The organism is Paenibacillus macquariensis (assembly GCF_900156375.1).
Classification (GTDB): Bacteria; Bacillota; Bacilli; order Paenibacillales; family Paenibacillaceae; genus Paenibacillus_AQ; species Paenibacillus_AQ macquariensis.
In genome coordinates this window covers 177,115-190,614 of record NZ_FTNK01000005.1, presented here as the reverse complement: position 1 = coordinate 190,614, position 13,500 = coordinate 177,115, and the positions used below count along the sequence as shown (strand labels likewise).

Here is a 13,500-nt window from a genome sequence, read left to right as displayed (position 1 = left end):
AATCTAGGAACCAAATTCCACTACTTCTCAATCAGTCCATACTTCATCTTTATCCTATCCAGTTTCTCAATCATAGGTTGCGAAATAAAGTAGAGAAACACCACCGTTGCAATCGCATGAACCATGTCAAACCAAAAACCTGAAATGTAAGTAGCAAGCAACGCCTGCCATGAGAACTGTGATGTGAACATCATTAGTGACCCTATGTTAATAATACCGCCGTAAATCAACAAAGTAGCTAAGCCTCCAAACACACACAATGATAGTTTGGTCTTTTTAAGCAGTCCTTTTTCGAATAAAATTCCTGCTACAAACCCAATAAAACCAAAACAGAACATTTGCCATGGAGTCCACGGCCCTTGACCAAAGAAGAAATTGGATACAAATCCCGTAACAGCACCTACAAGAAATCCTGCCTCAGCACCCAGACTCACACCTGCGATAATGACAATGGCAACGACGGGCTTGAACTGCGGTAGCATGAAGAATGCGCCCCGCCCCGCTACTGCAATAGCTGTTAATACAGCGATCACGATTAACTCCCGTGCCTGTGGCTTACGCTTTTCAAATACCATGGCAAAGGGAATCATCGTATACAGTACAATTAATAAACTAATAAAATAATATTTACGATCATTTAATACGAAAATACCTAACATCATCGTAGCTGGAATGACAATGAGGATAAGCACAGCTGCTAATAATGTTCGGCGGCTTAATCGCTTACCCGCTACCTGCTTGTCTGACATCGTTCTATCACATCCTCAATTCTAACTGCTTCAGGCCATACATGACGAACCATCCGATTGGCTGCCGTCGTATAAAAGCTATTTCCTGCGAAAAATTGCTGAGTTGTATTCGAGGTAATGATGCTCCCATCAAAGAACATCGCACATACTTCTGCATACTTGGCACAGAATTCAATATCGTGCGAGACCATCACAATCGTAACACCTTCAGCATTTAACTTCTTCAAGAATAAGGCAAGTTTCTCCTTGAAAAATCCATCCAGACCCTTCGTTGGTTCATCGAGCAACAATAACCTCGGCTCTAACAAAAGAACTTTAGCTAGTGCCGCTCGCTGCTGCTCACCACCACTCAAGTCATAAGGATGCATAGCTAGTAGATCCTCAAGCTCTGCGAACTTAACGATTGCATCTACTTTAACTGCCTTTTCTTCCTTCGTTAGCGGCTTATCAGACAACATTTCGTACAAATCTTGTTCAACTGTTTTTTTCACAAATAACGTTTGTGGACTTTGTGGAAGTATTCCTAAGTTATTAGTGAAAAGCTCTCTCGCTTTCATTTTGTTAGGATTTCTACCACCTATGAGAACTTTCCCTCTATAGGGCTGGAGGATGCCGCTAATAAGCGATAGCGTCGATGTTTTCCCCGTGCCATTCCCACCAACGATGCAATAGAACTGGCTCTCTTTCACTTCAAAAGACAAATCCTTGATAATATCTGGTCCGCTCTTTTCGTATTTAAACCATACATCTTTGAATGTAATTACAGAACGACTTGATATCGCTAAGGTTTCCTTTGTATCCACCATTTCGGGTGGCGTATTATCACGCAGGAACGCATTTAACCATTGCCGTCCCTCCTTTACCGTCACAGGGCAGGCTAAGTCATTGTCCACGCCGGCATATATCTGCATCGGTGAAGGCATTGAACAAAACATCGGATGATTCAGTGCACTTAATGTTTCTCCTACCTTATGGGGTGAATCATCTGCAATAATTACCCCTGCATCCATGACAATCAGGCGATCTGAGATCGGCAGTATATCCTCTAATCGATGCTCTGTCATAATAATGGTAGTCCCAAGGTCACGATTTATTTTCTTTACCGTCTCTAAAAAGTCAGCCGCCGCGATTGGATCTAGTTGCGACGTTGGCTCATCAAGTATTAATACCGAAGGGTGCATCGCCATGATAGAAGCTAAATTGAGAAGTTGCTTCTGTCCTCCCGAAAGCTCAGAAACATTTTTATGAAACCATGTCTGAATGCCAAAAAAACTCGCCATTTCAGCTACACGTAAACGAATAGTGCTTTGGTCATACCCTAAACTCTCTAGCCCAAAGGCAAGTTCATGCCATACCTTGTCCGTCACAATTTGATTATCAGGGTTTTGTAGCACAAATCCTATTTCTGAGGCCTGTGTCCGTTGGTCCATTTCTTCTATCGGTTGACCCCCGTAATAAATCTCTCCGGTACGTTTTCCATGTGGCGTAAGTATCGTTTTCAACTGCCTAAGTAATGTGCTCTTGCCACAACCTGACTTTCCACATATCGTTATAAATTCCCCACTTTCAATCGAAAGACTAATATGGGAAAGGGTCTCTTGTTCTTTCTCTGGAAAGGTGAAGCTTACATCTTTGATTGTATAGATTTCCATTTCATTCCCTCCACCACATTGATGATCACAGGTATCATACATAGAACAAAGTAGGCGAAATACACAACCACACTTAACGGCGTCATCGCTACCATCCTAATAGAAGGAAAGAATCGTATCGTATTCTCACCCATTGCCCCGCCTATGACAACCATGATTGTTAATCCCATCATGATCATAAGTACTACCCTATCCCTGCTATCAAATCGAAATATGGAGAAGCTCGTGCGATTAGGCAAGCCATATCCTCTTGATTTCATCGAATCCGCGGTTTCAATGGCATTTTCTAATGCCCATGTGGTCATAATCGAGAGAATGGTAATCCCATTCCGCGCTCTTTGGAGTATGTTTCCCTGTGAAATATCCCTGCCTACACACTTCTGAGCATTAGAGATCACCTTAATTTGTGCCACATATCTAGGTACAAAGCGCAACACCATCGATAAAATTAACGAAAGCGCGGGCAATACTTTTCCGAACAAATAAATAAATTTATCCGAAGTCATCACGATGTTATAACAAGAGAACCATATAATAATCGTCACAAACATACATGCTGCTGCCACGCCAAATAGGATAGATTCAAGCGTAATGGGATTTCCATTATTTAAATAAAAGAGAATCGTTCTACCTTCATGATTAAAAGCAGGATTCATAAGTGCCATGATCAATAACAATGGACTCATATAGAGTAGATTAAATTTAATGGCGCTATTTCCTTTTAACATTATGGAATACGTAATTGCGCTGATGAGCGCTAAGACTTGAAAGACCGGATGCATAAAGATCATACTAAACAACAAAATTACGACAAAATAAATAAAATTCACTATCGGATGAAAGGTCGCAAAGGAATCCTTCATTGTTTACCCGCTCCCATATCCCCACCAACATCTCGGCCTAAATCACAAGTGTACACCCAGTCAACGACGTCCCCGTCTTTGAGAACATACCGACTGCTACCGTAGTTAGGAAACCATCCGTTCACCTTATACATCCAACCGCTTAACTCTCCACAGTCAAATTCATATAAATTGTTTATGCCCTCAATATAATTACTGTTGTAGATGGGTGTCATCGAGAATTCCATATGAATTTTATTCTTTTTCATCTCTCGGAGTAACACGGCAAAGACAGACTCTCCTTCATAAAAGGTTACCTTTTGCTTTTTATAAATGATACCGTCGGCTGGCAACACTTCGAGTTTATCCTTATTGAATGTATCCATATTATTTAATATTGTTGTCGCTGATACGGACAATGTAACTGTTAATTCTTCCTTCTTGTTTATCGTTGCATCCTGCCATTCAACAGGTTTAGGTTTTCCTTTTGGAACGGGATCGGTAAGATACTTATCTTTCTTAGCTTCTGTATTCGGAACCTTAACTTCCGATTTACTAACTGTTGGTTTCTTAGATTCCTGCGCCTTTAATTGGGGTACAGTATCCTTCACTGGCTGCTTAATAACAACCATGTCTGACTCTTCTACTTTAACAACGGGTTTGTCTGGTTCTACTACTTTTTCTGTTTCTGGTCCCTTTTCTGTTCCTTTAGCTACTTCGTTTACTTTTCCTGATTCAATATCACTCTCTATTTCTTCTGACTTTTGTAATTCTTCTGTTAATGGCTTGGAAGCGTTACTATCAGACTCTTTTGTTGTCGTGTCTTCTAGTCTATTAGCCTCTTCATCTTGCTGAAGCACCATATTTGGAGAGGTAGTTATTTCACTTGTATCCTCAGTCTTAGTTGTCCCATCTGCAATCTCAGTTGAGCTCTTCTGATAATCCCCACCCCAAAAGAATGCAATCGCTAGTACACTTATGATCAGTAGTGCGCTGAACCATCTTTTCTTGTTCATTTGCTCATTCCCACCTTAAATGACAAAACAAGGGCATATAATCACCCTTGCTTCGCTCTACTATATTATTTGCTATTTAACATCTGACATGTCATAAAGACGAGTCTGCTTATTGATATAACGATCGTAAGCTACAAGTGCGTACATCCCTTGATCTGTCGCCATAAGATCAATTTCCCCAGGTTTGGCACCACCGTTATCTTGACCGCCTGACTTAATATGATAGAACCCTCCACTTGGTGCAGCGAAGCTCAATAAGGCATCCAGTGGTGATTTTCCATTTTTAATAAATCTAGCGTCACGATCCGCGTCTATACCAAGGCTAGACAAGGCTACAACAACCTGAGCAATACTCTCAGAGTTTACCGAGCCCCAACTCGTATATCCTCCATCAGCCGTCTGAGCTTCGGATAACCAAGCAACACCACGATCCACAGCCGCTTTTACTTTTGAATTTGTTTCATAATATGGCGCAAGCCCTTGAATGGCCATTGATGTGACATCAGTATCTGAGACATCAGGCTTTTCACCTAATGCCCATCCGCCACCACTAATCTCTCTATTCAAAATGTAATCAACAAGCAACTCTCTTGTTGTTTGTGTCTTTACTCCTGTAACTATCGGTATTTCATAATGCTTACTATCTAACGCTATAAGTGCAAAGATAGGTCCATTAATACCTTGTTTAATTAAAGTATCGAAATCAGCGAGTCTCTCTCTTAAGTTATATCCCGCCACATCGTCGATATTTCTACCGATTGAGGTTAGCGCCAAAATAACTCTATCGTATTCCGTATACTTTACATTATGCAGTTTCCCTGATTTTTCTTTCAGAATTTTCTCTACATTCGCATAGTATTTAGCATAATAGGCATCAGGTACTGGCACATCAGAACGAGCCAATCCGAATACGGTCCAATCCCCGCCAACACTAGCTATTACCGGATCCGTCACTGCTTTTTGCATAAAAGCTGCGGTATCTTTAATTTGTGTCTGAACTTCAAGCTTAGTTGTGCTGTCTACGATATCTACTTTACCCGTATTGTTATCCGTGGTTTTATGCTCATTCTTGTAGTTATGAACCCTAGTAGATACAACGGCGGCCATTTCTCTCGTAACCACATCTTTAGGGTTAAATAGACTACCACTACCTGTCATCAAACCAAGTGCAGTCACCGTTTCGATATCTGTCTTAGCCCAAGCAGATGCTTTATTGATATCTTTGATTACTGTTCCTGACTTCGACTCTTGTATACCCAAAGCTCTAACGATCGTTACTGCCATTTGCTCACGTGTAATATTGTCATTTGGACGGAATTCATTATTATATCCTGTTACTAATCCTGCTTTATTAGCTGCGTTAACATAAGGATAGAACCAGTCATTCACACGTACATCCTTAAAGTTAGCTCCGTTAGCAAGCTTCGTATCCAGAGCCAGCACTATGACTAGAATTTTGGTGAATTCTGCTCTAGTAATATTAGATTTAGGACTAAACTTGCCGTTGCTTCCTTGGATAAAGCCATTTCGAGTTGCTTCACGAATCGCATCATAAGCCCAATTCGAAATAGTACCTGCATCTGAGTACACATTATTCAACTCACCATTTGGTACAACTCCAGGTAAAGTGCCTGGCGAAGTTCCCGGCGTAGTCCCCGTTGTTCCTGGTGAATTTATTGATCCAGTAGTAGAACCAGGAGTCGGAATCTTCAAATCTACTGTATAAGATACAAAGGTTGTAAAATGGTTTGTTTTGATATAAATATCATTTCCTTTGACAACCCCATAAGTTTGTTTCTCGCTACCTTGATTCTCTTTGAGCCCTTGCTCCTCGGTTGGATACATCATAATCGGTGTATATTTGTTATTCTCAATAAATCCTACCGATTGCCCTTTTGCTCCCTTAATGCTGATGGTAAGTGGCTTATCGAATAACACTGAGCTATTTGGATTACCCATTGTAAAGGCATGATTTAAGGTCTTCACCTTACTACCATTAATCAAAGTGCCTTGAATAATGTCTTGTACTTTTGCGTCTTGATTTGAAGTAATGAGCTCGACCTTGCGATCTCCAGATTTAAAGCGTGTGCCTCTATCGAAAATAACCGAAATATCCCCTTTACTAGCTGAAATCATTGGAATATTGTCTTTAACATCCTCTAAATTAAGGGTAACTTTAGGTTTAATATCTGGAATATTAATGGTGATATTATTGGTATTCTTCAATTCTTTCGGGATATTCAAGTTATAATCCCTTTGGATATTACTTGGAACATTGATAATTGGCGTCTTATCGTCAGCATTAATCTCGATTCCTTCACCTACAGAAATCGGATCCCACTTGCTTAGATCTTCTCCTAAGTCCGACCCTAGATTTGTCGTGTAACGCCACTGGAGACGGTCGCCCTCATTAAGAATATACTTACTTGCACCATAGTCGGGATACCATCCATTGACATTGTACATCCATCCACTACCGCTACCGTGATCAAATTCCCCGTCGCCAGCTATGGATTCTACATATACACTTCCATATTTATCACTCAAGCTATAATCGTAGCTAATACCTCGGCTATCTAGCATTCTTTGCAATATGGACCATGCCGTATCACCAGATTTCATCTCTACCTTTGTAGTTGATACTACGAAGCCTTTATTAATTGTAAGTTTGTCTACAGATACAGTTACATATTTCTTAAGATCCGGATTGGTTACTTCCCCACCAGGAATTTCTATTGTGCTTGAAGTATAAGCAACATAATCCGTAAAGTGATTTGTTCTTACAATGAGATCATTTCCACTGTCATAGGCATACTCATTCTTGCCGCTATTTTCACCTTGAGCATTACTAGCATATTTTTGAATCGCATGAGGGGAACCATTCTGTATATAAGAAGCTTCTTTCCCTCTCAATCCCTTAAATGTTAACGTAACAAATTGATTGAACTCTACCTTTCCAGACCCGCCGATGGTGAATGCCTCTAGGATATTATCAAGCTTCTTGCCCGCTGGAATAATTGAATTAACGCTATTAGTTAGCGTTGTATCTGAAATATCTTTAGAAGATATTAATTCGAGCGAAGATGCATCACCACTAGTGACCTTGGAGCCCTTAGGGATCATTACAGAAACATTGCCCTTGATAGCTTCTAGATTAGGAAGATTACTGTTAACAGGTAAATTAACACTTACCTTTGAATTCAAGCCATTTGGGATTTCTACCGTTATTTCTTTACTACTATCTGTTACCTTGATGGGGATGAGATAATCGTGATTGTCTTGAGGAATGACAACTTTAGGTTTTTCTCCAACTGGTAATGGAATTTTGATTTCATGTGGTACTTCTGGTACTTCAGGTAATTTAATCTTTACATCCGTCATATCATAGAGACTATTTTTACCGCTTATGAATCGGTCATAAGCAACTAGTGCATAGGTACCTTGATCCGTAGCCATACCATCTACTCTGGCAACTTGTGTACCTGTGGGTTTAGTATGCATAAAGCCGCCATCAGGAACAGCAAAGGTTAATAACGCCCCTAACGCCGATTTGCCATTCTTAACAAACTTAGGGTCTTGATTGGCATCAATTCCCAAACTGCTTAATGCTACGACAACCTGTGCAATACTTTCACTACTCGTCGATCCCCAGCTTGTATAACTACCTTCAGCATTTTGGTTGTCGGACAGCCATTTGATTGCACGATCTATAGCTGCCGTTACCTCATCGTTCTTATGATAATACGGAGCAAGCGCTTGAAGCGCCATTGCTGTCATATCCGTATCTGCCTTAGTGACACCTAGTGCCCAGCCCCCAGCCGTTGGGGTACCCTTCATTACTTCTGCATCTAGGATAAAACGAATCAGTTTATCTCTTGTGGTTTGTTTGGTTTCATCTCCCCCTGTTAGGGAAGAAATTTCATAATTGTGAGCATTAAATGCTATTAGGGCAAAGATAGGACCATTCAGACCTTGTTTCTTTACATATTCTAAATTAGCAAGTTCTTTCTTGATGTCATAACCAGCAACATCACCGATATCTCTACCAATTGAGGTTAATCCCAAAATTAATCTTGAATGCTCCGTACTCTTAGTCGCATCCAGTTTACCATTATTCTTGGTCATTAAGACCTGTACTTCTCTGACCACATTGTTATAGTAGATATCATAGTACCCATTAGGAACTTGATAATCTCCTCTAGCTAGTGATAGAACTGACCATTCACCGCTACCTGTACCAAACGTTGGATTACTAACTTTATTCACAATATAAGCAAGATTTTTATCCAACTGTTCTTTAGCTGTGAGTGGAGGGACTACCTTGTTATATTCGATGCTAAAAGTTTGTTCAGCTTTATTTCCAGCACCATCAGTAGCCGTTACCTTAATCAGATTTACGCTTGCATTTAAGGAAACCTTGTATTCTCCGGCTGTTTCAGGAATAACATTGTCATTCAGCTTCACTTCTGGAACGATATCTTTATAAACATTGTCTGTTACCGTTACTTTAAAATTAAGCTCACTGATCGATACTTCATGTTTATCAACTAAACCTACTACTGTGATACGCGGTGCTTCTGTGTCCACTTCTTTTGCACTATCTGAAGTTTCTAATTCATCAATCAACTCCGCTTGATCGATATCAGCACTTTGTTGCGGAACTTCTACTTTTTCTTCATACCCCGCTTGTGTTGAATTTCCTCCATCTGCATATGATACTGTCATTCCTGGTAAAGCCATGGTAAAGAACATACTAACGACGAGCAACCACGCTAAAAACCTATTTTTCTTCAATTAATAATCCCTTCCTTTCTCTCCCCTTAATTTGAAATACAAGAAACACTTTCTGACAGCACGAAAAAAACCTCTCAACTTGTAAGTTGAGAGGTTTATATAGTAAACAGCTGAAAGAAGCATGCACTAATAAACACCCTTCTATCCTTCGTAGAGTTAATGGTGTGACGAAACAGGCAGGTCTTCTGGCTCAAGTATCATCATCCTTACAACCTTCCCGGTTTCCCAGTGGTATCTTGCAAGGACTCCTCTTTCACAGCGGCGGGACCGCGTGGGATTTACACCCACTTCCCTTTTAACCAATCCATGATTTTTTTCAAAATCACATTGGCACCTGTTTCAAGTTTATTGAATTTACATTCTATCATACCGAATATGTCGAATTTTGTCCTGTTAAAATTTTATTTCTTATGAATTTATTAATTTACATACTATAAGCCTATCTTAGTTATAAAGACATTCCCCTCATACGCTCCTTGTCACACCGCTCCATTTTAGTAGTGATTAAATCGATATGCATTATTACATTCATAAGAGGCGTAGCCTATTCAAGCTCGCCCCTTTAATTGTTCAGCTATTATTTGAAGTGCCCTACTCATTTTTGAAATCAAATCAAAACCCTGAAATATAGGTAGCACATTGTACTCGAATGATTGCAACTGCCTACATAGTCTACTTACTATCGCTTAATTCTAATCGTATTACGTTTAATTAATAACAATAATTGAAATATAAGACTCGCTATTGTTGAAATCACAATTGCGTGAACCGTAACACCTATAAGCCAATATTTCTCCAATGGATCATCAATATCATTTCTATATATATATATGGAAGTCACCATATAACTGAAGTGCTGCCCACATATGATTACTACTAATACGGCCAAAAATCCAGTTAAAAATAATCTTTTATCTCTTATAATTGTAATTTTATAATTTATAAACACAACTAGAATAGGTAAACCTATTATCCCAACTAAAACGTATATGACACCACTGAAATCACTATCTATTAGTGATATTAATACTGCAAATAGCCAATAAATAACTACCAGTAATACATTTACTTTTATGAGAAGTCTCACTTCATAACTCCTTATTGATTATTTCCCAGTGGTTTCTTGTAAGGACTACTCTATTACAGCGGCGGAACCGCGTGGGATTTGCACCCACTTCCCTTTTAACCAATTCATGTTCAGTTCGTTGAACTACATCATTGGCACCTGTTTTTCTACTCTATTCTATTAAATTTCCTTGCTCATCATATCTAATATCTCAACATTTGTCATGTTAAAATTTTGTTGCTGTAAACTTTAACTTAATACAAAAAAACGGCATCTCTGCCGTCTTCATGTCTTATTATTCAGTGAAACGTTGATGAAGGAGATCCATTTACAAGAAACAAGACAGGTGCTCCATCCGCTACATATTTTTGTCCGATTTCTGTAATCCCGTAGAGAAGCAACCATAGTGCTTGATCCACTTCAATTTGACTTGCTGTTGCATCATCCATGATACGATGTGCATCTCCTCTAAATGCTACGAACTGTCCCCATCTAGAAGTATGATTATTCATCTTAGGATCTACATACATCGCTACTTCCGTGATCTGATCTGCAAACGCTAGTACTTGCTTTAGCTCTTCTATATTAACACCTTCTTTTTTATTCATGCCCTTGCCTTTAAATTTTTCTATACTTATTATATCGACAACTATTCCATAAATTTATTTAGTTATTTAGGTTTAATTTTTGGTTACCCTATCGACTATCTGAAGGCACTTGATATTGTAAATACAGTATAACTTCAGCTCCAGTATATCAATTTCCACTCATTTATAGTCTATTTTGCCCATCATGATTCCTGAAGTGCCTTACTTTATTTGCAAGATAAATATGTTAATAGAAGAAAAGGACATTATTCCAATATAACCTTAGGCCTTAAGGTAATTTCAAATACTCGCTCCCAAATATAATCAGGATTTGCATAGGCAAGTGATGCGCTACTATATTGTGAGAATGACCACGTTGATCCACTAATTTGGCGTACATTTCCCCTCGACGTCGAAGAACCAATTAAGAAAGCATTCTTCCCTGCAAGTGTGTTCATGTACGTCTGCATCCGATCTCGCAAGAGAATAATCATATGGTTGTAATCACTCGTCGAATTGAACAGCCCCATATTTTGATCAGGATAAAGTACGTTCGTATACAGTGTATTTGCTCTCGAATAAGTTCGGATTTCTGCAATAGCCACCGTTTTGTAATAGTAATCTTTCAAGAACCGTTTGAATAGAAGTGAGCCATGCGCGTTCACTGCCTTATGAAGGGCCGCGGGATGAGATTCCGTTACTAAATATGCGTAACGTGCCTGCCCCATTCCGAGAGCAATCCCAATTTTATTCCCCGCTGTATTCCACCCACTATACCCTAGAAGACCTCCAGTGAATGGACTATCAAGTAATGCCTCTGTTACCGTCGCATTGGACGCACCTTTAGCTACAAAATCAATAACGATCGTCGGGATGCGCTCGTTACGATTTGATTCAATACGACTTAGCGCACTTGATACTTGATTAACGTCCGTAATCGCAACAATTTCTAAATCATATGAACCACTAGTGACCCATTGTCCCCCGATCATTTCAACGTGACGCTGAATATTGTCGTGTACGGTCATATATTCGTATGTGTTAATGATCGTTGAACCATGAGGTCCATAATATTGCACCATATATCTTGGATTTACCCCGTCACAATACAAATGGTTCGCCATGCGTGCCAAGAGAGAATGACCTAAACCATCTGCATCAGGAAGAATGATGGCACGCTCAGGATTCTGACCTTCCGTCCCGCCACCGAGATACTCATTGATGTAAGCTTCAATAAATCGGATTTCATTTGCTTGCACCCCTTGGGTAGAGGAGTCATCGACACCAATCGCAAGGAAGTCAATATAACCTAAGCGGGCAAGTTGATCTAGGATATAATAGTTCGACTTAAATTTATGGTGTCGTGCGTAATAATATTGTTCTTTATTGAAATGGACTGGATCTCCAAAAGGTGTGTTATCCGGTTTTGTATCATAGCCATTTATGATGTCGTTGAATTCCACATATATTTGTCTAGGTTGCTGAGTAAAGCTACGTGACTCCGTATAAGCATCATAATTTTGACCCTCAACATACGCTGATGTAGCCAATCGCATTATAGTATCCATAACATAGACAGGCTTACTCGGATAGCATTGCTTAATTTCACAAATAACATCTAATAAATTTGTGGTAGCAGCATCATAGTTAGGATATATCCCCCCATCACTTGTGCGAAGACGTCTGCTTCCAATTAATCCACCGTAAGCGAGCATATCTGTAGAGATAATGAAGCCGTCCACAGAGGATGCGTTATTCAGAATGAATTGGCGAATGTTTAATGTTTTCCCAAACCGGGGCGACATCGTATCTAGTACTGTAGATCCCGAAATTGTTTTGTGAGCATCCAAGCGGTTCTTAATATCATTAATACTTGGTGTAATGACCTCGATTCCTGCCGATTTGCCCTGTAGGATAACATCATCTAAATTAACTGGGCGGTCATCCAGTGGTACATATAGAACTCTTTTCATATTAACAACTCCATATTTCATGATAGGCACGTTCGTCCAGTCCATTACTTTCACGTTTGTGCCTTCATATATATAGGTGATTCACCTTTGAAATTAACAACCATTACTATCTAAATATTTTTTTTAACCAAATCTAACCAACAAATGATATACTAAAATAAGAACAAACGTTCTTATTTTGGTTGTAGAATTACGCTTTCTATTTCCCTACAGGTAAATAGATTTAGAACATAATAGAAGGGAGAGCTTATTATAGAGACACAACAGAGCCTATATGAACGTTATAAGACCGAAGTTTATCGTATTGGATGGAGATTGCAGTATCGAGCCAAAATCATTAAAAAACGAGAATGTTCTTTCTATGGAATAGAATCTACTGTTCCTAACTTTACCTATTCTACTGAAAACAAGATATTGGTCCAGCAACTCATAAATACATTACCTCCATATGGAAAGATCATTTTATATAAACTCTATATCCAAGATCAGACCGAATCAGAAGTTGCACGACAACTACAAATGAGCCAACAGGCGGTGAACAAATGGAAGCGAAAAATGATCCAGCAACTATCCCAGACAGCGAATTCCTAGACTTACTTCATTCGGCAAAGCACAATAATCCTGAGTCTATGATGGAACTCATCGAATTGTATAAAGGGGATATCCTTCGTCTAAGCCAGTTTATTCATATGCCGCAAGAAGATGCGGTATCGCACATTATTGTAGAGTTTCTTGAATTCATCAAGAGTAATAAGATTTGAACCTTAATGAATTCCATAGAATCCATACGATGATACTAACAAAAAACGGGTCCACATAGG

Annotated in this window: 10 protein-coding genes and 2 riboswitches; of the genes, 2 read left to right on the top strand and 8 right to left on the bottom strand. The window is 39.3% G+C overall.

All coding sequences use genetic code 11. The features are described from left to right. Positions 1 to 20 precede the first annotated feature (20 nt). The 8 genes from BW961_RS30505 to BW961_RS11720 all read right to left on the bottom strand — a co-directional run bounded on the left by BW961_RS30505 (position 21) and on the right by BW961_RS11720 (position 12,679). Positions 21 to 749 carry an ECF transporter S component gene (locus BW961_RS30505; RefSeq protein WP_068587090.1) on the bottom strand — a complete coding sequence of 243 codons (729 nt, stop codon included), beginning with the start codon at positions 747 to 749 and terminating at the stop codon, positions 21 to 23. After that, positions 731 to 2,401: an ABC transporter ATP-binding protein gene (locus BW961_RS11750; RefSeq protein WP_068587089.1), complete on the bottom strand. Its 1,671-nt coding sequence runs from the start codon at positions 2,399 to 2,401 to the stop codon at positions 731 to 733. Before BW961_RS11750 ends, BW961_RS30505 begins: the two co-directional genes overlap by 19 nt. Continuing rightward, a complete protein-coding gene (locus tag BW961_RS11745) occupies positions 2,374 to 3,264 on the bottom strand; it encodes an energy-coupling factor transporter transmembrane component T (RefSeq protein WP_068587088.1) in 891 nt (296 codons plus the stop codon). The genes BW961_RS11750 and BW961_RS11745 overlap by 28 nt, the downstream gene beginning before the upstream one ends. Next, entirely contained in the window at positions 3,261 to 4,259 is a 999-nt protein-coding gene (locus BW961_RS11740) for a DUF4430 domain-containing protein (RefSeq protein WP_068587085.1), read from the bottom strand. The genes BW961_RS11745 and BW961_RS11740 overlap by 4 nt, the downstream gene beginning before the upstream one ends. 72 nt (positions 4,260 to 4,331) lie before the next feature. Then, positions 4,332 to 9,053 carry an S-layer homology domain-containing protein gene (locus BW961_RS31195; RefSeq protein WP_068587083.1) on the bottom strand — a complete coding sequence of 1,574 codons (4,722 nt, stop codon included), beginning with the start codon at positions 9,051 to 9,053 and terminating at the stop codon, positions 4,332 to 4,334. A gap of 158 nt (positions 9,054 to 9,211) precedes the next feature. Continuing rightward, a riboswitch (cobalamin riboswitch) is annotated at positions 9,212 to 9,406 on the bottom strand. Between the two features lie 326 nt (positions 9,407 to 9,732). Beyond that, entirely contained in the window at positions 9,733 to 10,140 is a 408-nt protein-coding gene (locus BW961_RS11730; RefSeq protein ID WP_068587081.1) for a hypothetical protein, read from the bottom strand. Then, a riboswitch (cobalamin riboswitch) is annotated at positions 10,112 to 10,275 on the bottom strand. (Overlaps the previous gene by 29 nt.) 143 nt (positions 10,276 to 10,418) lie before the next feature. Then, positions 10,419 to 10,727, bottom strand: a complete 309-nt coding sequence (locus BW961_RS11725; RefSeq protein ID WP_068587079.1) for a hypothetical protein — start codon at positions 10,725 to 10,727, stop codon at positions 10,419 to 10,421. 245 nt (positions 10,728 to 10,972) lie between these two features. Continuing rightward, positions 10,973 to 12,679 (bottom strand): DUF4127 family protein, encoded by a 1,707-nt coding sequence (locus tag BW961_RS11720; protein ID WP_068587353.1) that lies wholly within the window; start codon positions 12,677 to 12,679, stop codon positions 10,973 to 10,975. 315 nt (positions 12,680 to 12,994) lie between these two features. On the opposite strand from BW961_RS11720, the gene BW961_RS31730 reads away from it, so the two are divergent. Both BW961_RS31730 and BW961_RS11710 read left to right on the top strand, forming a co-directional pair. Further along, complete coding sequence (locus BW961_RS31730) at positions 12,995 to 13,270, top strand: sigma factor-like helix-turn-helix DNA-binding protein (RefSeq protein WP_342190364.1); 276 nt, start codon at positions 12,995 to 12,997, stop codon at positions 13,268 to 13,270. Continuing rightward, entirely contained in the window at positions 13,222 to 13,440 is a 219-nt protein-coding gene (locus BW961_RS11710) for a helix-turn-helix domain-containing protein (protein WP_068587077.1), read from the top strand. The genes BW961_RS31730 and BW961_RS11710 overlap by 49 nt, the downstream gene beginning before the upstream one ends. Positions 13,441 to 13,500 lie beyond the last annotated feature (60 nt).

Excerpts from the sequence above, each read along its gene's own strand:
- BW961_RS30505 (WP_068587090.1), bottom strand. The coding sequence starts at position 749 with ATGTCAGACAAGCAGGTAGCGGGTAAGCGATTAAGCCGCCGAACATTA.
- BW961_RS11750 (WP_068587089.1), bottom strand. The coding sequence starts at position 2,401 with ATGGAAATCTATACAATCAAAGATGTAAGCTTCACCTTTCCAGAGAAA.
- BW961_RS11745 (WP_068587088.1), bottom strand. The coding sequence starts at position 3,264 with ATGAAGGATTCCTTTGCGACCTTTCATCCGATAGTGAATTTTATTTAT.
- BW961_RS11740 (WP_068587085.1), bottom strand. The coding sequence starts at position 4,259 with ATGAACAAGAAAAGATGGTTCAGCGCACTACTGATCATAAGTGTACTA.
- BW961_RS11725 (WP_068587079.1), bottom strand. The coding sequence starts at position 10,727 with ATGAATAAAAAAGAAGGTGTTAATATAGAAGAGCTAAAGCAAGTACTA.
- BW961_RS11720 (WP_068587353.1), bottom strand. The coding sequence starts at position 12,679 with ATGAAAAGAGTTCTATATGTACCACTGGATGACCGCCCAGTTAATTTA.
- BW961_RS11710 (WP_068587077.1), top strand. The coding sequence starts at position 13,222 with ATGGAAGCGAAAAATGATCCAGCAACTATCCCAGACAGCGAATTCCTA.